Origin of the sequence: Bacillus sp. AF62 (assembly GCF_050312695.1) — a bacterium.
GTDB lineage: Bacteria > Bacillota > Bacilli > Bacillales > Bacillaceae_G > Bacillus_A > Bacillus_A cereus.
This window is the reverse complement of the sequence record NZ_JBNPJZ010000101.1, coordinates 69,486-92,776: the sequence shown is the minus strand read 5'-3', so window position 1 is coordinate 92,776 and position 23,291 is coordinate 69,486. Positions and strand designations below refer to the sequence as shown.

Genomic DNA, 23,291 nt, shown 5'->3' with positions numbered 1-23,291 from the left:
TTCATACATTGACTCTGTGAGTGTTTTTTTATAAGCTTTATGTCTTCTGGTCATCTTATCTTTAAGATGCAGAACTAACCTTATTTCTACCATTTCGTTTCGAGTAGTATAACGCATCATCCGCCGCTTGAATAAATTGCTCCGGTGATTCTTCATATTCTGAAACCCCTACCGAAACTGTAATTTTTATTTTTGTTCCATCTAACAATTCAAATGAATGTTTTTCAACAGCTATACGTGTTTGTTCCCCAACACGAATTCCATAAGCTATTCCTTTCCTTGGTATCAAAAGCGCAAACTCCTCTCCACCCTTTCGAAAAACCAAATTCGGAAATGCTGACATTTCTCGCAAAATATGCCCTACTTGTTTTAACACTTCGTCTCCCGCTGGGTGCCCATACGTATCATTTACATGCTTAAAGTGGTCAATATCTATAAGCAGTAAACAAAGCGAATCATTTTTCAGGTGTTTATTACTAATATGACGATTCATCTCTAAATCAAACTGTCTTACGTTTCCTAGACCTGTCAATGCGTCTATCGTAGCGTATTGCTTCATCGTTTGAAATAGCTCATTGGATTGTAAAACATAATTTGCACTTATGAATGTTATGTAACCTGTAATAATACTAGAAATTAAATATAATCCCACTATGTGGATCTCTTTAATTAACCATATATATAACGCTGGGATTAGAATAGATAAAATATATGCGTGTAACCATACCCACTTTTCCCCTAAAGAAAGCTTCATACGCGAAATAAAGATACTCCCTATTCCTATCGCAATGATTGTATAAAAGGCCACTTGAGAAGCTAATGAATAATCCATAAACAACAGCCTAGTTACTAAAATCATAATAATTGTTATGGTACTCGCTATCGGCCCTCCAATAATAACAGCTAGAATAACAGCTAAGTAGCGTAAATCCAATAGGATAGTACCAACACGAACACCGAAATACATTAGTAATATACCTAGTATCCCAGTAAAAATACCGACTACACACTTCTGCCAAAAAGAGAATTCTTCTTTTAACGGCTTATCCCTTAAAAGCTGACCTCCAACAAAAATAAAGGAAAGAATAATTGTTGTATTTACAAATAAGTCCCTTAACATAAAATAATCTCCTTACTTTTCCATCTATCCCCTTCCTCACTTTATTGTATACGAAATCCCTATAATTCCCAAAGTTTTTTGTTTATTTTTTGCTGTTCCACGTGAAACAGCAAAAAAATAAAAGGGCGAAAACTCGCCCTTTTTCATTAACAACAGCGTGATATTTTTCCACCCTTTGCATTAAATCTTGCTTCTTGTGCCTCAGCAAAAAATTGCTTTTGACATACAACCTCTTCCTCTGGATGATGCTTTTTCATATGCTCTACGTATACTTCATAACTTGGTACCCCAACGAGCAAACTAATAAAGCGCTTCCTTTTCCCCCATACTTGCCACAGCTTTTTAAGCATAGTTCCTCGACTCACTTTCATCTCTAGGAATATATGGTGCCTCTTTTAACGGCATTGGCTTATTTCTTAATACTTGTATCCAAATTCGAAGTGCTGAAATTAACACAGCGATTACAACTATCATAAAAATCCCACAAAGCGCTGCATCGATATAATCATTAAAAATAATTTGCTTCATTTGAGCAACATTTTTAGCTGGTGCTAACACTTTCCCTTCATCTAGCGCTCCCTGAAACACCTTTGCGTGAGATAGAAATCCGATTTTAGGATTTTCATGAAATAGCTTTTGATAACCAGCTGTCATTGTTACAATAAGCAATCCCACAGTTGGAATAAGTGTTACCCAAACGTACGCCTTTTTCCCCATTTTGAACAAAATTGTCGTTCCAAGTAATAATGCGATACCCGCTAACATTTGATTTGCAATACCGAAAAGCGGCCATAATGTATTAATTCCACCGAGCGGATCTATTACCCCTTGGTATAGGAAATATCCCCACCCTAATACACATAACGTTGTAGCTATTACATTCGCTAATGTAGAATCTGTTTTCGCAAAAGGCTTATATACATGCCCTAAAATATCTTGAATCATAAATCGTCCTACACGCGTTCCTGCGTCAATCGTTGTTAAAATAAATAGGGCTTCAAAAAGAATGGCAAAATGATACCAGAATGCCATCATCGCCGTACCACCTATTACTTGTGAGAAAATATATGCCATACCTATTGCTAACGTCGGTGCGCCACCTGTACGTGATAAAATTGTTTGCTCTCCAACATTTACAGCAAGTTCTTTTAGTTCATTTGGTGTAATAGCAAATCCCCATGAAGAAATAACTTGAGCTGCCTGTGATACATCCGTACCAATAAGTGCCGCCGGACTATTAATCGCAAAATAAGTTCCTGGCGTTAATACACAAGCTGCAATCATTGCCATCGCCGCTACAAACGACTCCATTAACATTGCTCCGTAACCGATTGGCTGTGCGTGTCCCTCTTGCTCAATCATTTTTGGAGTTGTACCAGATGAAACGAGAGCATGGAATCCAGAGACCGCACCACAGGCAATCGTAATAAATAAGAACGGGAATAAATTACCGGAAAAAACAGGACCAGTTCCATCAATAAATTGCGAAACTGCTGGCATTTGTAAATTGGGTGCTACAATTAAAATACCAATCGCCAATCCAACGATTGTTCCAACTTTTAAAAATGTACTTAAATAATCACGTGGTGCTAATAGCATCCAAACTGGTAATGCAGATGCAATAAATCCATATACAATAAGCATAATAGCAATTGTTTCACCACTAAATGTGAACATACTTGCAAGTGTTGGATTTTCTGCTACATACTGTCCTCCAACAAGAGATAAAATAAGTAGGATAATACCAATTACTGACCCTTCTCCAACACGACCAGGCCTAATATAGCGCATATAAACTCCCATTAAAATAGCGATAGGAATAGTTGCTGCTATCGTAAACATTCCCCAAGGACTTCCGATCAGTGCCTTTACTACGACTAACGCTAATACTGCTAATAAAATAATCATAATTCCTAAAATACCTATCATTGCAATTAGTCCTGTAACAGGTCCAATCTCATCCTTAATCATTTCTCCTAACGATTTACCATTACGTCTCATCGAAGCAAATAAAATGACAAAATCTTGGACAGCCCCCGCAACAACTACCCCAACAATAATCCAAATGGTCCCTGGTAAATATCCCATTTGTGCTGCTAAAATCGGTCCTACTAAAGGTCCCGCCCCAGCAATCGCTGCAAAGTGATGTCCAAATAATACCCACTTATTTGTCGGAACATAGTCTTTCCCATCGTTTAATGTATGGGCTGGTGTTTGCCGATTATCATCTAAATTAAAAACCTTTCTCGCTATAAATCTACTATAAAAACGATAAGCAACTGCATATACACATACGGCAGCTACTAAGAGCCATACAGCATTAATGGTTTCACCTTGTGATAAAGCTATTACCCCAAAAGCACCTGCTCCTACTGCTGTAATAACGCCCCAAAGTAAGATCGATTTCAATGTCTTCACATACAATTCCCCCAATACTATTTCTTAGTGGAGATTGTACTAAATTTTCTGAATATTTAACTTGAATCCTCCTTATCATGAAGGATTTTCAGTTTATCATGTTAAAATACTCTCATTACCTACTATAATTCAATGTTATTTCGAAGGCGTTTTACATAATTACGACTGACTGGAATCGGTTGCTCATCATACCTATCTAAATACAAATTATACGTGCCATTATAATAAGGTTTCAGTTCTTTTACATATGACATATTAATTAAATAGCTTTTATGCACACGTAAAAAATCATATGCATTTAGCTTATTTTCTAATTCCTGAAGTGTATATGTTGAAATATACTGATTATTCGTTGTGTAAATTGAAACAGTTTTATTTTCTTTATTTTTACTTACATATACGATATCTTCTGGAAGCATATATCGTATACCTTCTTGACTTTCTATCGGTAGTTTCCGCAAATAACTCTTTGCTTTCTCACCTTGTTCTTTACCTATTTTATATAAAAGAAATTGTAAATCTTCTTCACGAAATGGTCGTAATAAATAATAAAATGCTTGGAAACGAAAAGCTGTAATAGTTTCCTCTATGTTTTCACCTACAAAAATAAATTTTGTATAGCAATTTATTTCTCGTAATAAACTTGCATATTCAAAACCAGTACCATCTAGTAATTTGGAACTTAAAAAAACAAAGTCTGGTATATGTTTTTTCATCATAAATAAAGATTCTGTTCCTGTCTTTGCTTCAAAACATTCTACATTTCTCATATTTTCAGTGAAATTTTCAGCTAACTCTCTTCTCTCTTCTGCCTCTTCCATGATCAGTAAAATTTTCATTTCTTCAACCACCTAATTCTTTGTCCATATGTCCTGCTGTATACATTCGCTTTTATAAGAAATAATCCCTTTTTCTTACTATACCATTATTTATCTAAAAAAACAGAAAAAAGGAAACCCCTTCGGTTTCCTTTCCCCCTTTATCCTACATTAACTGCCTAGAAAGAGCCGAGTAGTGTAGGGTAATAAACGATCAGGCATACATTTAAAATTTCACTTTATACTAATTCTCGTTGCTTCGTTTCTTGTCCAAGTATTACTACAGCGAATACACCAATTAAAATTGATCCGCAGAAAATCGTAAATATTAATGATAGTGAAGCTTCTGAGGCAACTAAATACCCCACTAATAGTGGCCCAAGAATACCACCAATACGCCCAAATGCTGCTGCCATTCCTGCACCTGTACCACGAATAACGGTTGGATACTGCTCAGGTGTATAGGCGTATAATGCTCCCCAAGCACCTAAGTTAAAGAAGGATAGTAACATACCTGCCACGATTAATACTGTTAATGAATCCGCAACCCCAAACAAATAGGCACTGCAAGCTGTCCCGATTAAATACGTAACCAAAACAAATTTACGACCGAGACGTTCAATAAACCAAGCAGCAGTGAAATATCCTGGAAGTTGAGCTAATGTCATAATAAGTACGTATTGGAAACTTTTTATTAAACTAAATCCTTTTAGCACCATTACACTCGGTAACCAAAGGAACATTCCATAATAGGAAAAGACAACACAAAACCATAGAATCCATAGCATAATTGTTGCTTTACGATATTCCCCAGACCAAACTGATTTTATATTTTCAATAACAGATGGTCTTTTTTCAACTTTTTGAAACCTTGGGGAATCCGGTAAATTCCATCTTAAATATAAAGCATATAGTGCTGGAACTGCACTCAATACCATCGCAACTTCCCAACCATATTTCGGAATAACAAAATACGAGATAAGAGCTGCAATTAACCATCCACCTGCCCAAAAACTTTCTAATAACACAACAATTTTCCCACGCTCATGTGCTTCAACACTCTCTGATACTAGGGTAGAGGCAACCGGAAGCTCTCCGCCGAGCCCCATACCAATTACAAAGCGTAAAACGAGAAACATCGCGAGTGTCGTCGTTAACGCAGTTAAACCACTACCGATAGAAAATAATAATAATGTAATAATAAAGACTGATTTTCGCCCTATTTTATCTGATAGTATCCCAAAAATAAGCGCTCCTACTGCCATACCGATTGAGTTAATACTACCTATCCAGCCCATTTCCTGGCTCGTTAATCCCCAATCCTTTTGCAAGGCTACCATTACAAATGAAAGCATTCCAACATCCATTGCATCAAATAGCCATCCAAGCCCAGCTATACCAAGTAGTTTGCGCTTCGAAATTTCTTTTACCTTGCCCACTAGAAGTCCTCCTCACACAGGTGTCTTTACACATCATTTTACATGTGTGAATTGTATAAGTAAAATACTTTTGTGTAAAAAATTTCTCCTTCATCATTCCCAAAAAGTAAAACGTCTATCCCGATTGGTGAGGGCTAATAATCAGTAGGGATGCCTCACTGATTAAAGTTTCAATTTATTAAAAATGAACAAATAAAAAAAGCAGCGATATTTCGCTACTTTTTCGAACGCATTACTTCTTTTAAAAATTCTGCTAATACTAACTGACGACGCCAGCGTGTTGGATTACTGCATAATCTATAAAACCACTCTAAATGAATCGCTTGAATCCATTTTGGTGCACGTTTTACTTCTCCAGCCCATACGTCTAAACTTCCACCCACTCCAACAGCCATTTTCGTTTCTAAACGATGCTTATTGTTTTGGATAAAGTTCTCTTGTCTCGGGAAACCGAGTGCAACAAGTAATAAATCTGGTTTTGCTTCTTGAATGCGAGAAATAATATTCTCTTCGTCTTCTTGTTTAAAATAACCATCTTGTGTACCGACGATGGATACAGCTGAATATGTCTTTGTTAAATGATCTGCTGCAGCTTGTACAACATGCGGCTTTGCACCTAATAAGAAAACAGATACTGGCTTACTATCTTCTGATAACTTCGCAAGTAAATTACACATTAAATCAAAACCTGCTACACGCTCTTTTAAAGGTGTACCAAGCATACCACTTGCCTTTACAACCCCAATACCATCAGGTGTAATTAAATCTGTATTCAATAATGTTTGATAGAACTTTTCATCCTTTTTTGCGCACATAACAATTTCAGGATTTGCTGTTACTACCTGAAACGTATGAGTTCGTTCCGCTTCTAGTTGTTCTTTTAAATATTGGACCGTTTCATCCATTGTCATTGTAGAAAAAGGAACGCCTAGAATATCAACTGTTTGTACTGCCATAGTTAACTATCCTCTCTATCATTACAAGTTTTTCGCTATTAATTGCTTATATGTTTCTTTTGTATCTTCATATAGTTTTTGAAGTGAGAAGTTCATAGTAGCATGCTCATAAATATGTTTACCCATTGCTGCTAATTCTCCAGTTTTCCACTTATCATACGCTTCTTCTAAAGCTAATGCTAATGCCCTTCCATCACCTGTTGGCACAATCCATCCGTAAGTTTCATCTACGATTAATGGCTCAATTTCTCCAGCCCTAGTCACAATTGATGGTACGCGTTGGTTTGCCGCTTCTAATAAAACTAGTGGGAACCCTTCACTATGGGAAGTTAATAAATTTACATGTGACGACGCAAATAATTGTTTTACATCTTGACGATGTCCTAAAAACTCTATTTTATCGTTAATCCCTTTTTCAGTAGCTAATGACTTTAGATTTTCTTCTAATGGGCCATCGCCAACTAATAATACTTTAATTTTCTCTAATTTTGTTTGTTGTAACGCATCGAATAAAACTTCATGTCCTTTGACAGGATGTAATCGTGCTACTTGGATTGCCGTAAATACATCTTCATCAATATTGAACATTTCTTTTTTATTATAGCCTTCTGCTTTTTCCTGATCGTATTCAATTCCATTATAAATAACATGCATCTTGTCATTTGAAATGCCTAGTGCTGCCAAGCTTTTTTTCAATCTATTTGTTACAACGAAAAATAAGTCTATATTTTTTAAGGCTTTCGAATTTAATTTCGTAAAAATCCAACCTTTTAAGCCCTGTTTAGTAAAGTCTTGAAATGGATCACTATGAATAGTCGTTACCCATTTTGCCTTTATTCTCTTTTTCATTAAAGAAACATAGAAATTAGCCCTAGGACCATGCGTATGAACTACATCAAATTTTTCTTTATTAATAAATTCACTTATATTCTTTAAAATGGATAAATCATAGCGCGATGTTTGTGAAAACACATGGACTTTTATACCTAACTCCCTTGCTTCCTTCGCAACAATTCCATCTTCAAATACTGCTAATTCTACTTCACCAGTTGGAAACTGATCGAGAAGTGAAATAATATGTGTTTTCCCTCCCCCATCTTCTGCTCCTGCATTCATATGCAATATTCTCATATTTTTTCCTCCTTTAAATCCTCGCTACGTTTCCATCTATTTTTATTTTACTGTACTAAAAAATAAAAGCTAACAAAAGTTAGCTTTTATTTTTATCATTCAATTTCTAGGTCTACTATTAGATAAGCTAACACCACTACAAAGTAAATCCCAACTCCTGGTGCTGTTAAAATATGTCCTGCAATATAAGCAATACCTAACGCTAACAATAAGCTTGCTGAAATCATTCCATATTTTATATTAAATATGTCCTTAAATCTCGTAGCAAATGCTAGTAAAATTCTTAGCCCGTAATAAATAAATGGAATCATTAGTAATACAAAGCCAATAATCCCGAAATCATAAAACCAATCATGGAAGTCCATTTCAATTAGTTTTGGATCTGGTTGCTTTTGTTCATTGTATTTAAAGTTACCTGCATAACCCATTCCTAATAACTTTTGTGACATTGGCGCTTCTTTAAAGAACTGCTTATGTCTTTCTTCATATACTTGACGTCCACTAAAAATAAGATTTTCTTGATTTTCTTTCTTTTGCTCTTTCTCAAGCTCTTTCTTAACTTCCTCTTCTATCTTCGCCTTTTCTTCTGGCTTTTCACCTTTATGATGCTTTTCTTCTTTTGCTTTAAGTTCTTGTTCTTTTTTTAGCTTCTCTTTAATTTCTTTTTCTTTTTGACCTTGCTGTGCTACATTTTGCTCTGATAAATAATTATTGTGAATACCCATATTTTGTGCTAATGGCGTTTGTTTAAACGTTCCAACTACACCAGCTAATAGGACAATAGCGATTACTGCATTAAGCGCAAGGGATTTTTTGTTCGGATTTTTTCTATCAAATAATAATTGTAGTACAATGATCCCGATTGCTGCCGCTAACGTAGCACCAATTGAGCCCATTCCTACTTTTGTACCAACTTGAATTAGTGAATAAATCATTAAAAGTGATGGAATCCAATATAAAATGTGTTTCCAGCTCTTCGTTTTTTGAATAGAATATAGTACTACAATAGGGAAAATAATAGCTAAGATTGAACCTAGTTCATTCCCTGCATAGAACCAACCTCGAGAACCAACCTTCATCCATTCATAGCTACCAAAGTCAGTAGATGTTGAAATAGAAATAACCATAATTGCATTAATGATTAATGTAGAATATACAATACTATTTCGAACCTTATCACTAATATTAACTGTCTTTTTCAATGATTTTAAAGCTAAAATGTATGATCCCAGCATTATATATATATATAATGCTTTCGCAACAAATTTAACCTCTTCACCAAGTACAATAGGATTTTTAACTAGTTTGTTATTAATAAATCCTATTCCTAAAACGCCGGCTAATAATATAAGATAAATTAGAAACTTTCTATTTTCCTTCTCTTTTGCCTGAATTAAAATGTAAATACCACCAACAGCCATAATAAGGAATCTTACTAAAATTCCAACAGTAGCATTTGACTTTAATAAAGTGATGCTAAGAGACGTTAATAAATCTAAAACAGGCTGTAAAATAATAAAAAAGAGCAAAAAATGCTCAAATCTGACCCTAGCTTGATTTGCTAACATTCCAAGACCTCCATACAAAATCTTAACATTATCTTTTAATCATAATTTTTATCTTCAAAACACACCTAGCAATTATAACATAACTCATATTTAAATTGAGAACTTATTTTTATGCCGAAACTAACCAAATCCAACTTAAGTAGTACTAGAAAACATTATCCTTTAGCTATCCTTCCCTATCTCTATAAAAACTATCTAACACTCTTCCACTTATTATCAGCATTATAGTAACATTTGTTAATTTACTTATAAATATATAAAATTTAATAATTACATACAAACACCCACTCAGCTATCCTACAACTAAAGATTAACCTTGCTTCGTTTTCTCCTAAGCATTTTCAAACGCTTTCTTTATGTATTTTATCCGTTTTTATACATGTAACGAAAAGTAATTGTTATTTCCAATACTTTAGTGTATATTTTTTCTCTGGAACATCTTTAAGAGAAAGGGATTAAGGCCATGTTATTAATCGATATATTTACGTTTCTTGGCATTATCGCCGCTGCCATTTCTGGTACATTAGTTGGTTTAAAAAAAGATTTAGATTTATTTGGTGTCCTTTGTTTAGCTGTAGCTACTGCGCTCGGCGGCGGTATTATTCGTGATATCATGATTGGTAACCTGCCCCCTGTTGCATTTGTAAAACCCATTTACTTTTTCGTAAGTGTATTATCAGCACTATTTACTTGTATGTTTTTTGAGCGCATCAATAAACTTCAAGTCGTTATTATGCTTTCTGATGCTGTTGGCTTAGGCGTTTTTACAGCTATTGGTGCAAATGCGGCAATGTCACATCATGTTGACGCCTCATTTCTAGTTGTTTCAATGGGAGTCATTACAGGTATTGGAGGCGGTATTTTGCGTGACATTTGTGCTCAAGATATCCCTTACGTATTCCGAAAAGAGATTTACGCAATCGCTTCTATCTTAGGAGCAATTAGCTTCCTAATCACACACGCTATGGGGGCGCACGTATTAGCTTTCTATGTTTGTTTATTAGTAACATTCGTTATTCGTGTCGTCACTGTAATATATAATGTGCATTTCCCTGTTTTCTTTAAAACACATGCTAAAATTAATAAAGGCCATTAAGAGAATTCTAGATAGAATTCTCTTAATTTATATACTATTCAACGAACTAATATAGAGTAATTATATATAAGCATATATAATTACTCTATATTAGTTTTAAAATTGAAAACGTTTTATATACAGGGGGAAGAATGATGCTTGGGGTTTTCAAAAAAAATATTAATAAAACAAATGCCAGTATAATCGAATTAAGTAAGGACCAACAGATAACTTTTAATGTACCTACTAATTCTGAATTGAAAATTCAAATGGATATGCTACATATTTCAAAAGAAGATTTACAAGTTGTAAAAGTACTACAGCCTTTTATTTATGCAGAAATTGATTGGATTACTGAAAAATTCTATGCCAACATTACAAAACAACCTAATTTAATTACTATTATTGAACGTTACAGCTCTATTCCAAAACTAAAACAAACTTTAAAAACACATATTAAAGAATTATTCAGCGGCAATATGCATGAAGATTTTATTGAACAGCGTGTTAGAATTGCCAAAAGACATGTGCAAATTGGTTTACATCGAAAATGGTATACAGCTGCTTATCAAGAATTATTCCGCTCTATCATGAAGATTTTGCAAACAAAAATAACAACAATCGATGATTTTTCCTATTCTATAAATGTTATAAATAAATTATTCACTCTTGAACAAGAACTTGTTCTTGCAGCTTATGAATCTGAATATGAAAGAATGCAAAAAGAGCATGAGAAAGAAAAAGAACTAACTGCTATGACAATTACGCATATCGCAACAGAACTAGCTGCTGTATCTGAAAAAACAAGCTCTTCTATTCAAAAACTAACCACCAAATCTGAAACTATTGTAGAGATTGCTAAAACAGGTACATCATTAGCTACAACATCTGAAGAAAAAGCGAATAAAGGAAAAGAACAATTAAACCAGCAAAACAAACGAATGGGATCTATTCAAATGAATATGGAAACGATTATTACAGATACTCATGAACTCCTCAATATTTCTAACAAAATTAATGAAATCATAGATATTGTTAAATCGATTGCGGAGCAAACCAATTTACTCGCACTAAATGCTGCTATCGAGTCTGCACGTGCTGGAGAATTTGGGAAGGGGTTTTCTGTTGTTGCTGGTGAAATCCGAAAATTATCAGAGCAAACGAAAGAATCTATATTTAACGTTACAAAGCTCGTCGAAAAAACAAATGAACAAATTACCCGTGTCTCGTCTTCCGTGAAACAAATTAGCTCTCTCGTATCGGAAGGAACGGATAGTATGTCAGCAACAGATCGATACTTCCAAGAAATTGTAAAAGATATGTCTAACTCAAAAGAACAGAATAAGAAAATTGAACATGAGCTACAAGCTATTTCACAAGTAATGAAAGGAATTCAAGATGATTCCTCACAAATGGCTCTAACAGCCGATAATTTGCAACTAGAATTAAATCGATAAGATGAAATTTAGTAGTCAGGCATACTTTCCATCTGTACTGACTACTAAATTTCATCTTCCATCAAAAAAAGAATCCAGAATGGATTCTTTTTATTTTCTGAAAAATATTTTTTGACAATACACATAACTCATATAAACACCAAAGCTCTGCAAAATAAACAATGCCGGCATAATTACATTGTAATATGCCATATCTACTTGGAAGAGCCTTAACAATACGTAGCCACTAATTAAAAATAAGAACAACATATATCCCTCATTTTGTTGTTTCTTAATAAGGAAGTGTAATAGAGCTATAGTCATAAACAATGTTACGGCTATATATATCAGTTTTTCACATTTGAAAAGAATAGAATTTATCCCCTCATCTGAAAACTGATTTATCATCGGCTCTAAAAGTTTAAATCTTTCTCCCTCAATCTCTTTTAACTTTTGATCAATATGCTCTGTTACACTTTGATTTTTCGATATTTTTTCCTCATGTTTCGTTTTTCCAATTAAGACAGATTGAACATACGTCTCATTCGAAATCGTATATTGTGACATTCCCATTGTCTTAATTCCATAATTCACACCAAAATGAGTACTATAAAATAGAATAAGTATCCCTACCATCTTTAGTAACACTTTTTGTTTCGTTGCTGATTGAAACACTTCAATTAATAATACATATACAGTGATAAAAATAGGAAGAAATAATCCCATTGGAAAAATCATATTACTAAATGCAAATAAAATCGCTGAAAACACCCACATATAAGGATGATCTAACCCTTTATATAAAAGTATGTAACAAGCAAAATAAAATAAAAATATTGCAAGTGACTCAGGAGTTAATACGGAACTCAGCAATATATTCGGAATATACAGAGCATAAAATATAGAAGCAATACGACCGCATTCTTCTCCAAAAACTATTGCCGCAATACGATAAATAAAAAATGCGGTTCCTGCGCAAAATAACACATTAAATAGTTGTAAAGCGAATAATGTATCACCAAATATACGAATAATTACTGACTCATATATAATAAAAGGCAAATGATTTACAGTCTCTATATTATTACCAATTGCAATCTGCTTTGCAGACTCATACATCACTTTCATATCACCAATTATTGGAGCATCTACAAATAACAGCATACTAAGCCTCACAACTATAGATATACTTATAAGAAAAATAAGAAATTGTTTATCTGTAAAACGATATTGTAGAATTGATGCCACTAACAAAATAAGTATGATAAAAATTGCTAATATAATTGTTACACTTGTTGTACTTCCTCCAAAGAATTGCTTACTAGCCTCAAATGCTGCCCAACAACTATAAACAAAAAATGCGAGCATCGCACCAATCGTAATTTTATTGAAGAAAGATGAAAAATTTGTTTGTATATGATTCATATGTCCATTGCACCTCTATTTCCATTCATAACAAAATGATTCTATCATGAATGGGTACACAGCTGATAGGGAATTTCTATGACGAATACATAGTCATTACTTTTTACTTGCAATGTAAGCGAATCCTCTTTTACACTACATTTTAGATAAAATAAATTTTCTTTCAGTTACATGAATACAAATACAGAAGTTTAAATAATCCTCTTTTGGAATACACTTTACTTCATTAAATATCTAATATGAGTACTCCGCTTACACATATTATTCTGATTGAAAACAGACTATAGGGGCTGAATATATGGAAAAGAAATTCATGCGAGAATCTAAAGCAATTAAGACAACACGTGTTTTTCCTAACGATTTAAATAATCACCAAACACTTTTTGGAGGGAAATTATTAGCAGAAATTGATAGTATTGCTTCAATTGCGGCTGCAAGACATAGTCGTAAACATTGCGTAACAGCATCTATTGATTCAGTTGATTTTTTAACTCCAATTCACCAAGCTGATTCTGTTTGTTATGAAGCATTTGTATGTTATACAGGGAAATCTTCAATGGAAGTTTTCGTAAAAGTAATCGCAGAAAATTTATTAGCAGGCGAGCGTAGAATTGCTGCTACTTGTTTCATTACATTTGTAGCAATAAAAGATGGAAAACCTTCGTCCGTACCACAAGTACTCCCTGAAACTGAAGAAGAACATTGGTTACACACAACCGGTTTAGAACGCGCGGAAAACCGAAAAAAGGGACGTTTAAAAAGTAAAGAGATGGCTGAGGTTTTAACTTTAAGTAAGCCTTGGAATATTTAATACAATCTTTTCATCATACATGCACAGGTTCTTCCTTGCATGTATTTTTTTATACAAAATATCACCTCTTACCATTTTATTCTCGATCTTTTCTCCTAAATCATGCATCAGCTTTTCCTTTATTTTGTTATACTGTTAATGGTATATTAAATAAAGTTCGTTTAAAAATAACCATAATATGATTAAGTATATAAGGGATGGTGCGGTAATGACTATTGAAGTACCAATTTCAATACCAAAAACGTTAATTATTATTCCAGCGTATAACGAGGAAGAAGCAATTGCAGATACATTAACAAGATTATTAAAACTAAAACAGCATTTTACAGGATTAAGCATTTGCGTTATTAATGATGGATCACACGATAAAACAGCTCAAATCGTAAAAGATTTTCCTGTTCACCTTGTGAATTTACCATATAACCTAGGTATTGGCTTAGCTGTACAAACTGGATATAAATACGCATATGAGAACGGATATGATATTGCGATTCAGTTCGATGCTGATGGACAACATAATCCAGATGATTTATATAAAATTATAAAGCCTATTGCTGAAGATGAATGCGATATGGTGCTAGGGTCACGTTTTACAGAAAAAACAGCCTATAAAGGTAGTATTTCTAGAAGGATCGGTATTTTTTATTTTACTGCTCTATTGAAAGTACTAACAAAACAAACATTTATGGATCCAACTTCTGGATATCGTGCTATCAATCGAGAAGTAATTAAAATTTTTGCACACAACTATCCAAAAGATTATCCAGAACCAGAAGTTCTTATTCATTTAAAAAAGAAAAAACTTCGCATTAATGAAATATCTGTAAATATGCAAGAACGACAAGGTGGACAATCTTCCATCACACCTTTTAAATCTGCATATTACATGATTAAAGTAAGTCTTGCTATATTGATGCAAAAAATCGTGAAAGGTTGATAATAAATGCCTATAATTACCTTTTCATTCATCTTTATTTTATTATTATTATTATTAATTATTAATTCCATTCGCCGTGGAACTTTAGAAACGAAATATGCTATTTTATGGATTTTAGTTTGTATTGCAATGGCTATTTTAAGTTCTACTGATAAACTTATAAACTGGATTGGAAAACTATTAAAAGTAGAATATCCCCCTTCCATTTTATTCTTATTTGGACTATTATTCTGTTTCATCTTAATTTTCGACCTAACAAGAAAAATTTCTAAACAACATCATCAACTTGTAACATTAACGCAAGATTATGCGTTACTAAAGCAAAAATTAAATGCAACTAAGCCAGACAAAGACTAACCTAACATTTCAAAGTTAATATAAAAAACCTCTTAATTTATTTCAAAAATTAAGAGGTTTTTTTATTCTCAATAATAATTTATTCGCCTTCACAATCGTTACAATAAATACATCCTACTTACTAATAAGTTAAAATGGTATGAATAAGAATTTATATGCAATAGACATGTTAAAGCTGTTTGAAATACGAGAATTAACCATAAGAATCTCACTTCCCGCCACCTTTTTAATAGAAAGTTGATTTACAAAGTTTATATGCGTTAAACTTATACAGATGTTCTTGTAATCTTCTCCCTTTCAAAGGGCTTGTATATATGGTGCAAGACATAAAAAACTTGAGGAGATAAAAATTCTATGATGGAACAAAAGCAACTTGTTTCTGTTGTCATACCTCTGTATAACACGGAAAAATATATTGAAGAAACGATGCAGTCAATACTAGATCAAACATATAAAAACATTGAAATTGTAATTGTAGATGATGGAAGTAAAGATCAGTCACCTTCTATCGTGAAAAACCTTGCCGAAAAATATCCAGGGCAAGTAAAATACGTTCATCAAAAAAACCAAGGTGTTTCGGTAGCTCGTAATACAGGTATCGAAAGTGCTAGTGGAGAATATGTCGCTTTCCTTGATAGTGATGACTTATGGCATCCAACTAAAATTGAGAAGCAAGTCGAAAGTATGCATAAAAACAACATGGACGCGTGCTATTGTGGTTATATGAATTTCTACGAAGAAACAGGCGAGAAGGTTGAACATACAACAAACTTTATTAAAGGCGATATGGCAAAAGCATTCCTAACACATCAAGTTGTTGCTCAAACAAGTACTTGGATTTTCAAACGATCCATCGTAATGGATCATAACATTCGTTTTACACCAGGATGTAGTTGGGGCGAAGACTTGGAGTTTTTATTTAAGCTTATGAGTGTAACAAATGTATGTTATGTCGATGAATACTTAACATATTATAGAATCTTATCAGAAGGAAATCTTTCTTCTAAGTATAAAGATTATGAATTAAAAACAACAAAAGAGCTGGAAGTATTCAATCGTATGAAGGACTGGGTACATAATAAATCCCAAGATTTCATTACAAAAGATTCTCAGTCACTTATTGAAATTCTTGAGACTTATTTATTCCCTTATACGGTTATCAATAATGCTTGTATATACATTAAAGAAAACTCTCAATTAAATAATGCCCAAGTTCAATTAATCAAAAAAGATATAAAGAGATATTGCCGTAAAATCTATTCAAAAAATGGAAAGCGTAGTAAAAAGCTATATGCAATGCTTTGGTTTGTACGAATTAAATTTCTGTTTTCTTAAACCGAAAATATAACGATACTCTCTCTTGCTGTGAACAAATCAAATTTACAAATAGGACAAGCTAACCGGGTCCTAAAGAATAGAAAGGTCCTTTCTCATGAAAACAAATAAAATTCTAAAAAACGCATCCTACCTCTTTGTAGGAAACATTACTGTCCGCTTTGTACTGGCCATTGCAACAATTCTCTTTGCAAGATATGTTTCTCCAGAGGATTACGGTATGTTTACAACTGCATTAGCAGTTTCAGCTGTTATTTGTTACTTTACAGATGCAGGTTTGACACATACGTTTATGCGTGAAGGAACGAGAAGCGATGCTAATATTAGTGTACTAATAAGTAGTTATTTACGTATTCGTTTAATATTAGCTATCGTAATTTCTGTACTCTTCGCCATTTTTGCCCAGTTCTTCTATCCCGATGCTTACTTACGTGCGATGGTATATTGGGTTGTTCTACCGACAATGTTCGGAGCAACTTTACAAGGTGTTGGAATGGCTTACTTCCAAGTAACAGAACGCATGCAATTTACAGCTATTATTTCTGTACTACAAGGTGTAACAGCTGCTGCTGCCTTATTACTAGGAATGTCTTTTCAATGGTCACTTATGATGGTTGCTGCTATGTACGGGGTATCTAGTCTTGTAACAGGTGTTATCGCCTTTATAATGACAATACGCTATACGAAAGTCCATAAGGGTTGGGATAAAGGTATTTTAGATCAACTACTTATTTTCACAATCAATGGAATCATCATTATGCTCTTACCACAATTGGGGCCTATTATATTAGAAAAGGTTTCAACATATAATCAAGTTGGATTCTTTGGTGCTGCATCTAAAATACCTGCTGTACTATATCAAATACCTGGAGTAATTGCAGCTGCCTTTTATCCAAGGCTTTTTGCTTTTGGTAATGAGAAAAACATTGAAGAACATAGAAAATTATCAAGTTTTGAATTAAAACTTATGTCTTTTTTAGGAATGGGAATTTCTATCCCCTTTATTGCTGATCCAAGTTTCTGGATTATTAGTTTATTAGGAGAAAAGTACGCTCACGCCGGTGACGCTCTTGCTATTTTAGCGTTTATGGTTATTTTACAATCAATTAACTATCCACTAGCCGACAATTTAACAACAATTGGCCAGCAATGGAAACGTGCAACAACAATGACTATTGGATTAGTTGTTGCCATTATAGGTTATATTGTATTAGGTAGTAAATATGGAATGATGGGGGCAGCTGTCGCAGCTATCCTTACCGAAATTACACTATTAATCGGATTTACCCTCTTTATTCGTAAAGGCATGCAACTATTAGTTAAAGGAATTATATTTAATTCCTTAGCCTTTATTATTAGTTACGGTATATACCGAATTGCATTAATCAGCTTACCGCCACTAATTGCTTTAACTCTTACTGGTATACTATACGGTATGATCGGCATTGTAATTGATCCTCAAATACGTGGATTCGTTTTAGGGTTTATAAAACAAAAATTAGGTAAAAAGGTAGTATAAAGTTAAGTTCCTTTTCAAAATCATGAAAAGGAACTTAACTTCTTTATTTACATCTGTTTTTCATATGTATAATTGTTTCTTTTAACCCATCATAATAAGAAGTTTTTGGTAACTCTCCAATACATTTCTCATATTTCTCCCCACTTAATACAACTGGTTTTTCCGTCAAATATAGCATTTCCACAAATTCTTTCATCTGCTTATCAAACAGACCAATGAACTGGATTATTCCTCTTTTTACAGTTATTATTCGTTTAGTATATCCCGTTAATTCCCGTATGTGCTGAATCATTTCCTCACCTGTAATGACACCATAACCTGGTATGTTCCAATTTTGTCCATAGGCCTCATCATGTGAAGCTAATTCAACCATTGCTTTTGCACCATCTGGTGTGAAAATATATTCACGGGCAATCTTTTTATCTCCAACAAAGCTAGACATTTTATTTGCAAGTATTGCCTTTAATGTATGATGGACAAGTGTGCTTTCTGCATTTGGACCATAAAAATCTGGGAAATGAGCAATAAACATTCGTACATTAGCTTGTTTTGCCATCTCTTCAAGTTGTAAACGAATCTTCCCTTTTTTTGTGTGTGGTCTCTTTTTAGCATCTTCTTTTACAAGCCCTTCCCCTTGCCTTCCATACGCATAAATATTATCAACTATTCCTAGTTTGATACCGTAATGTTTCGATACCTCTAATATGTTTATCAATAATTTCTCTTGCTGTTTCTTCCAATCTGAATACGGAATATTTACAGCATGAAATATAATATCAACATCTTTAGCAGCATTCATTATATCCTCTTGTATAAATACATCGCCTGCTACAATTTCTACATGTTTGTTCCCAGAAAATAATGCACCTAATCTCTCCTTATTTCTTGCAAAAGCAACTACATGAATCCCTCGGCCACATAATTCGTTTACAATTGCATAACCCATTGAACCAGAAGCACCTAATACTAAAGCCTTTTTCATTATAAATCCCCTCCTAAATTAATTAACCACCGTTCAATTAATGTTAAAAAGAAAATCACTTACATAAGAAGCGATTTTGAAATAAACTCTACATGTACTTTAGCCAAACCTTGTAGTTCTTCAAACGTTTGACCACTTCGGCAATAATGTGCTACAAATCCATGTAATGATAAAAAAACAGACCATATTATTATCGCATTTAATTTCCCATCACATAAAGAAGAAATAACCTTCGCAAATTTTTCATAGCTAACATTAGGACTATTTTCCAAACACTCTTTTAATTCGGCATCTTTAATTAAAAACATAATTTCATAGTGACTCTGATTTCTTAGACCAAATTCAATAAAACCGAATAAAACCGCTTTTAGTTGCTCTTCTCTCGATAATTTTTGATTACAAATTTCATCTAACTTTTTATTTAATAATTGAAAATCCTGTTCCACCATTGCGTAAAATAGCTCTGCTTTGTTTTTAAAATGATAATAAATCGAACCATGGCTATATCCAAGTTCTGTTGCAATTTTGCGCATTGAAGTATGTTGATATCCTTTTGCTATAAATAGCCCCCTAGCTACATTCATAATCATTTCTCTTGTTAGTTCTTGTTTAACTGCTTTCCTTGGCGACATATTTCATACCTCACACATTTAATTAACCGCTGTTCAATTATATTATATATTTTCAGAAAATTAATGCAACCCTTTTTGAAAAAATATACATTTTGAAATGATGGCATTATATGAAAGAATTTAGTATCATGATTCAAGGTACTATTTCAAGTTGGACGGAGGATACTATGAGCTTATTAACAGTTGAAAAATTAGGACATACATTTGGCGATCGTACATTATTTAAAGATGTATCTATGCGATTATTAGCAGGTGAGCACGTTGGATTAGTTGGTGCAAACGGTGTTGGTAAATCAACATTCATGAATATCATTACTGGTCAGCTTATTCATGACGAAGGTCGTGTAGAATGGACACCTGGCACACATTACGGTTACTTAGATCAGCATACGGTTTTAACGCCTGGACGTACAATTCGTGATGTACTAGCGGATGCATTTTTACCGTTATTCGAAAAGGAAACAGCTTTAAATGAAGTTACAGAAAAAATGGGAACTGCTACACCAGAAGAACTAGAAGAACTTCTTGAACAAATGGCAGAAATACAAGATGCACTTGAAGCAGGTGGTTTCTATTTACTAGATATGAAAATTGAAGAGGCTGCACGTGGTCTTGGAATTGATGCTATTGGTTTAGATCGTGATGTTTCAGCACTAAGTGGTGGACAACGTACAAAAGTGTTGCTTGCAAAGCTATTACTTGAACAACCAGAAGTGTTATTGCTTGATGAACCTACTAACTATTTAGACGTTGAACATATTCATTGGTTAACAACTTATTTAAAAGAATATCCACATGCATTCTTATTAATTTCTCATGATACAGAATTTATGAACAAATGTGTTGATGTTATTTTCCATCTAGAATTCACAAAAATGACACGCTATACAGCGACATATGAAAAATTCCTAGAACTAGCAGAAATCAATAAAAATCAACATATAAACGCTTATGAAAAACAGCGCGAGTTTATCAAAAAGCAAGAAGACTTCATTGCAAAGAACAAAGCTCGTTATTCAACAACAGGTCGTGCAAAAAGTCGTCAAAAGCAACTTGATCGCATGGAGCTTATTGATCGCCCGGAAACAGCAATTAAACCTGAATTCTCATTTAAAGAAAGTCGTGCAAGTAGTCGCTTCGTCTTTGAAGGTGAAAATGTAGAAATCGGATATACACATCCGCTACTACCAAAGCTATCAATGACAATCGAACGTGGTGAAAAAATTGCTATTGTCGGATGCAACGGTGTTGGTAAATCAACGTTACTAAAAACAATCTTAGGTAAAATTAAACCTTTAAGCGGGAAAACAAGCCTTGGGGACTTCTTAGTGCCTGCATACTTTGAGCAAGAGGTTAAAGCTGATAATATAACACCAATTGATGATGTATGGAATACATTCCCTGGCCTAGACCAACATCAAATTCGTGCGATGTTAGCAAAATGCGGATTAAAAAATGAACATATTTCTCGCCCATTAAGTCAATTAAGTGGTGGAGAACAAGCAAAAGTTCGTTTATGTAAACTAATGGGTGAAGAAAGTAACTGGCTACTATTTGATGAGCCAACAAACCATCTTGATGTTACAGCAAAAGAAGAACTTAAGAAGGCTATGAAAGCATATAAAGGAACAATCCTCCTTGTATGTCACGAACCGGAATTCTATGAAGATTGGATTACAAAAGTTTGGAATGTAGAAGAATGGTCTCAAAATAAAAATTAATAGATATAAGATTTTTATCCATATTTTATGCTATACTATACTTTGCGTGACAACACCTTGTTCTGTTGTCACGTTTTTTATAGAGTAAGATTTTATTAATGCTGGGGGCTATATTATGCTTTTTAATTCTTTTGAATTTATGCTTTTATTCTTGCCTATAGCAGTAATTGGATATTTCCTATTGCAAAAAGTTAACGAAAATTTCGCGAAACTTTTTTTAGTAGGTATGTCCCTTTACTTTTATGCATATTTTGAGGTGAAATACCTATTGCTAATAGGAGTTTCATTATTTACAAACGCATTTATAGGCCAACAAATTATACAAAAAATTAATCAAAAAACCCGAAAAGTATTTTTAATAGTTGGTTTAGTATTTAACATATCATTACTGGGATACTTTAAATACTCTGATTTCTTCTTAGATAATATAAATACCCTATTTGGAACTGATATACCTTTATTAAAGTTATTACTGCCTTTAGGCATTAGTTTTATTACCTTCCAAAAGATAGGTTTTTTAGTAGATTGCTATAAGAGGGAATTAACAAATTTTAATTTTATTGATTTTTGCTTGTTCGTAACGTTTTTCCCGCAACTTATTGCAGGACCCATTGTCCATCATAGTAAGGTCCTCCCTCAATTTCAAGATGAATCCAAAAGAAGTCCGAATATTGAAAATATTTTAAAAGGACTTTACATATTCGGAATTGGTCTTACTAAAAAAGTAGTAATTGCTGATTCGCTAGCACAATGGGCTGATTTTGGCTTTAGCAATGTAAATCAACTATCTACGACCGATGCATGGGTTTCATCACTTGCATATACATTACAACTGTATTTTGATTTTAGTGGATATTGTGATATGGCAATAGGTGCAGCGTTGTTATTCAACATTATACTACCAATTAACTTCTTTTCTCCTTATAAATCTTTAAGTATTCAAGATTTTTGGAGACGTTGGCATATGACATTAGGACGATTTTTCACTCAATATGTATATATTCCATTAGGTGGGAGTCGAAAAGGTAAAATTCGTACTTATTCGAATTTATTTACAATTTTTCTTATAAGCGGAATTTGGCATGGCGCTGGATGGACGTTTGTTATTTGGGGCGTTTTACACGGATTAGCTATTGTAATACATCGATTATTTAAAAACTTAGGTGGAAAAATGCCTAAATTAATTGCTTGGATTTTAACAATGGGATTTGTACATGTAACATGGGTGTTCTTCAGAGCTACTTCTGTAGAAGATGCATTAACTATGTTAAATCGCATGTTCAACGTAAATTACTTACACATCCAAACAGCACTTATTCAATTCCGTCCAGAAACACTAACTGGTGTGTCTATAATGGATAATTTAATTTATTCAATTTGTAATTTATTCCCGTTCCAAGTGACTGGTGATCATTTTAACTTCCAAACTATTTTATACCTAGCAATTGGAATCGCTATTGTATTATTTACAAAAAATTCTATAGAAAAATTAGAATCTTTCCATCCAAAACCGATTTATGCTTTTGCATTAGCTAGCATGTTTATACTTTCTTTGATGTATTTAAATCGTGTAAGTTCATTCTTATACTTTAATTTCTAATAACCGTAGGT

The 23,291-nt window shown here is 33.4% G+C and carries 20 protein-coding genes and 1 pseudogene; 10 read left to right on the top strand and 11 right to left on the bottom strand.

What is annotated here, in order from left to right:
- Window positions 1-61: 61 nt before the first annotated feature.
- The 8 genes from ACQRBL_RS26755 to ACQRBL_RS26720 all read right to left on the bottom strand — a co-directional run bounded on the left by ACQRBL_RS26755 (window position 62) and on the right by ACQRBL_RS26720 (window position 9,450).
- Complete coding sequence (locus ACQRBL_RS26755) at window positions 62-1,120, bottom strand: GGDEF domain-containing protein (RefSeq protein ID WP_097920071.1); 1,059 nt, start codon at window positions 1,118-1,120, stop codon at window positions 62-64.
- A gap of 146 nt (window positions 1,121-1,266) precedes the next feature.
- Window positions 1,267-1,470: a YbdD/YjiX family protein gene (locus tag ACQRBL_RS26750; RefSeq protein WP_023523602.1), complete on the bottom strand. Its 204-nt coding sequence runs from the start codon at window positions 1,468-1,470 to the stop codon at window positions 1,267-1,269.
- Entirely contained in the window at window positions 1,463-3,538 is a 2,076-nt protein-coding gene (gene cstA, locus ACQRBL_RS26745) for a carbon starvation protein CstA (protein ID WP_023523603.1), read from the bottom strand. Before cstA ends, ACQRBL_RS26750 begins: the two co-directional genes overlap by 8 nt.
- A 122-nt stretch (window positions 3,539-3,660) precedes the next feature.
- Window positions 3,661-4,377, bottom strand: coding sequence for a LytR/AlgR family response regulator transcription factor (locus tag ACQRBL_RS26740; RefSeq protein ID WP_023523604.1), 717 nt, complete (start codon window positions 4,375-4,377; stop codon window positions 3,661-3,663).
- Window positions 4,378-4,595: 218 nt separating this feature from the next.
- The gene (locus ACQRBL_RS26735; RefSeq protein ID WP_000521106.1) at window positions 4,596-5,795 is read right to left on the bottom strand and encodes an MFS transporter; all 1,200 of its coding nucleotides are present in this window, start codon (window positions 5,793-5,795) and stop codon (window positions 4,596-4,598) included.
- A gap of 215 nt (window positions 5,796-6,010) precedes the next feature.
- Complete coding sequence (locus ACQRBL_RS26730; RefSeq protein WP_023523605.1) at window positions 6,011-6,751, bottom strand: WecB/TagA/CpsF family glycosyltransferase; 741 nt, start codon at window positions 6,749-6,751, stop codon at window positions 6,011-6,013.
- Window positions 6,752-6,772: 21 nt separating this feature from the next.
- A complete protein-coding gene (locus ACQRBL_RS26725) occupies window positions 6,773-7,882 on the bottom strand; it encodes a glycosyltransferase family 4 protein (protein ID WP_023523606.1) in 1,110 nt (369 codons plus the stop codon).
- 95 nt (window positions 7,883-7,977) lie between these two features.
- On the bottom strand, window positions 7,978-9,450 hold the full coding sequence (locus tag ACQRBL_RS26720; protein WP_048564312.1) for an O-antigen ligase family protein: 1,473 nt from the start codon (window positions 9,448-9,450) through the stop codon (window positions 7,978-7,980).
- Window positions 9,451-9,913: 463 nt separating this feature from the next.
- On the opposite strand from ACQRBL_RS26720, the gene ACQRBL_RS26715 reads away from it, so the two are divergent.
- The 3 genes and pseudogenes from ACQRBL_RS26715 (at window position 9,914) to ACQRBL_RS26705 (ending at window position 11,982) form a co-directional block, all read left to right on the top strand.
- A complete protein-coding gene (locus ACQRBL_RS26715; protein WP_000924371.1) occupies window positions 9,914-10,546 on the top strand; it encodes a trimeric intracellular cation channel family protein in 633 nt (210 codons plus the stop codon).
- A 131-nt stretch (window positions 10,547-10,677) separates the two neighbouring features.
- Window positions 10,678-11,226: pseudogene (locus ACQRBL_RS26710) on the top strand (protoglobin family protein); the annotation flags it as partial.
- Between the two features lie 15 nt (window positions 11,227-11,241).
- Window positions 11,242-11,982 carry a methyl-accepting chemotaxis protein gene (locus tag ACQRBL_RS26705; protein WP_370695591.1) on the top strand — a complete coding sequence of 247 codons (741 nt, stop codon included), beginning with the start codon at window positions 11,242-11,244 and terminating at the stop codon, window positions 11,980-11,982.
- Window positions 11,983-12,072: 90 nt separating this feature from the next.
- Here the strand turns inward: ACQRBL_RS26705 and ACQRBL_RS26700 are convergent, their stop codons facing one another.
- On the bottom strand, window positions 12,073-13,386 hold the full coding sequence (locus ACQRBL_RS26700) for an ArnT family glycosyltransferase (protein ID WP_097961416.1): 1,314 nt from the start codon (window positions 13,384-13,386) through the stop codon (window positions 12,073-12,075).
- A gap of 298 nt (window positions 13,387-13,684) precedes the next feature.
- On the opposite strand from ACQRBL_RS26700, the gene ACQRBL_RS26695 reads away from it, so the two are divergent.
- From ACQRBL_RS26695 to ACQRBL_RS26675, 5 genes are all read left to right on the top strand, one after another.
- A complete protein-coding gene (locus tag ACQRBL_RS26695) occupies window positions 13,685-14,197 on the top strand; it encodes an acyl-CoA thioesterase (RefSeq protein WP_000412120.1) in 513 nt (170 codons plus the stop codon).
- A 208-nt stretch (window positions 14,198-14,405) separates the two neighbouring features.
- The gene (locus ACQRBL_RS26690) at window positions 14,406-15,134 is read left to right on the top strand and encodes a glycosyltransferase family 2 protein (RefSeq protein ID WP_411995854.1); all 729 of its coding nucleotides are present in this window, start codon (window positions 14,406-14,408) and stop codon (window positions 15,132-15,134) included.
- A 6-nt stretch (window positions 15,135-15,140) separates the two neighbouring features.
- Window positions 15,141-15,491 carry a DUF2304 domain-containing protein gene (locus tag ACQRBL_RS26685; RefSeq protein ID WP_023523610.1) on the top strand — a complete coding sequence of 117 codons (351 nt, stop codon included), beginning with the start codon at window positions 15,141-15,143 and terminating at the stop codon, window positions 15,489-15,491.
- Window positions 15,492-15,845: 354 nt separating this feature from the next.
- On the top strand, window positions 15,846-16,826 hold the full coding sequence (locus tag ACQRBL_RS26680; protein WP_023523611.1) for a glycosyltransferase family 2 protein: 981 nt from the start codon (window positions 15,846-15,848) through the stop codon (window positions 16,824-16,826).
- Window positions 16,827-16,923: 97 nt separating this feature from the next.
- Window positions 16,924-18,345 (top strand): oligosaccharide flippase family protein, encoded by a 1,422-nt coding sequence (locus ACQRBL_RS26675; protein WP_411995855.1) that lies wholly within the window; start codon window positions 16,924-16,926, stop codon window positions 18,343-18,345.
- A 43-nt stretch (window positions 18,346-18,388) separates the two neighbouring features.
- On the opposite strand, the gene ACQRBL_RS26670 is transcribed toward ACQRBL_RS26675, so the two are convergent.
- Together ACQRBL_RS26670 and ACQRBL_RS26665 are read right to left on the bottom strand one after the other, a co-directional pair.
- Window positions 18,389-19,327, bottom strand: a complete 939-nt coding sequence (locus ACQRBL_RS26670) for an NAD-dependent epimerase/dehydratase family protein (RefSeq protein ID WP_023523613.1) — start codon at window positions 19,325-19,327, stop codon at window positions 18,389-18,391.
- A gap of 59 nt (window positions 19,328-19,386) precedes the next feature.
- Entirely contained in the window at window positions 19,387-19,959 is a 573-nt protein-coding gene (locus ACQRBL_RS26665; RefSeq protein WP_023523614.1) for a TetR/AcrR family transcriptional regulator, read from the bottom strand.
- 167 nt (window positions 19,960-20,126) lie between these two features.
- On the opposite strand from ACQRBL_RS26665, the gene ACQRBL_RS26660 reads away from it, so the two are divergent.
- Together ACQRBL_RS26660 and ACQRBL_RS26655 are read left to right on the top strand one after the other, a co-directional pair.
- Entirely contained in the window at window positions 20,127-21,680 is a 1,554-nt protein-coding gene (locus ACQRBL_RS26660; protein ID WP_023523615.1) for an ABC-F family ATP-binding cassette domain-containing protein, read from the top strand.
- Between the two features lie 115 nt (window positions 21,681-21,795).
- Window positions 21,796-23,280, top strand: coding sequence for an MBOAT family O-acyltransferase (locus ACQRBL_RS26655; RefSeq protein WP_411995856.1), 1,485 nt, complete (start codon window positions 21,796-21,798; stop codon window positions 23,278-23,280).
- The last annotated feature ends 11 nt before the right edge of the window (window positions 23,281-23,291 follow it).

What these genes read in the sequence shown, in the direction of transcription:
- ACQRBL_RS26705 (WP_370695591.1), top strand. Translation starts at nt 11,242, where the DNA reads ATGCAAAAAGAGCATGAGAAAGAAAAAGAACTAACTGCTATGACAATT.
- ACQRBL_RS26755 (WP_097920071.1), bottom strand. Translation starts at nt 1,120, where the DNA reads ATGTTAAGGGACTTATTTGTAAATACAACAATTATTCTTTCCTTTATT.
- ACQRBL_RS26720 (WP_048564312.1), bottom strand. Translation starts at nt 9,450, where the DNA reads ATGTTAGCAAATCAAGCTAGGGTCAGATTTGAGCATTTTTTGCTCTTT.
- ACQRBL_RS26730 (WP_023523605.1), bottom strand. Translation starts at nt 6,751, where the DNA reads ATGGCAGTACAAACAGTTGATATTCTAGGCGTTCCTTTTTCTACAATG.
- ACQRBL_RS26660 (WP_023523615.1), top strand. Translation starts at nt 20,127, where the DNA reads ATGAGCTTATTAACAGTTGAAAAATTAGGACATACATTTGGCGATCGT.
- ACQRBL_RS26670 (WP_023523613.1), bottom strand. Translation starts at nt 19,327, where the DNA reads ATGAAAAAGGCTTTAGTATTAGGTGCTTCTGGTTCAATGGGTTATGCA.
- ACQRBL_RS26725 (WP_023523606.1), bottom strand. Translation starts at nt 7,882, where the DNA reads ATGAGAATATTGCATATGAATGCAGGAGCAGAAGATGGGGGAGGGAAA.
- ACQRBL_RS26665 (WP_023523614.1), bottom strand. Translation starts at nt 19,959, where the DNA reads ATGTCGCCAAGGAAAGCAGTTAAACAAGAACTAACAAGAGAAATGATT.
- ACQRBL_RS26655 (WP_411995856.1), top strand. Translation starts at nt 21,796, where the DNA reads ATGCTTTTTAATTCTTTTGAATTTATGCTTTTATTCTTGCCTATAGCA.
- ACQRBL_RS26690 (WP_411995854.1), top strand. Translation starts at nt 14,406, where the DNA reads ATGACTATTGAAGTACCAATTTCAATACCAAAAACGTTAATTATTATT.
- ACQRBL_RS26740 (WP_023523604.1), bottom strand. Translation starts at nt 4,377, where the DNA reads ATGAAAATTTTACTGATCATGGAAGAGGCAGAAGAGAGAAGAGAGTTA.
- ACQRBL_RS26715 (WP_000924371.1), top strand. Translation starts at nt 9,914, where the DNA reads ATGTTATTAATCGATATATTTACGTTTCTTGGCATTATCGCCGCTGCC.
- ACQRBL_RS26685 (WP_023523610.1), top strand. Translation starts at nt 15,141, where the DNA reads ATGCCTATAATTACCTTTTCATTCATCTTTATTTTATTATTATTATTA.
- ACQRBL_RS26680 (WP_023523611.1), top strand. Translation starts at nt 15,846, where the DNA reads ATGATGGAACAAAAGCAACTTGTTTCTGTTGTCATACCTCTGTATAAC.
- ACQRBL_RS26695 (WP_000412120.1), top strand. Translation starts at nt 13,685, where the DNA reads ATGGAAAAGAAATTCATGCGAGAATCTAAAGCAATTAAGACAACACGT.
- ACQRBL_RS26750 (WP_023523602.1), bottom strand. Translation starts at nt 1,470, where the DNA reads ATGCTTAAAAAGCTGTGGCAAGTATGGGGGAAAAGGAAGCGCTTTATT.
- ACQRBL_RS26700 (WP_097961416.1), bottom strand. Translation starts at nt 13,386, where the DNA reads ATGAATCATATACAAACAAATTTTTCATCTTTCTTCAATAAAATTACG.
- ACQRBL_RS26675 (WP_411995855.1), top strand. Translation starts at nt 16,924, where the DNA reads ATGAAAACAAATAAAATTCTAAAAAACGCATCCTACCTCTTTGTAGGA.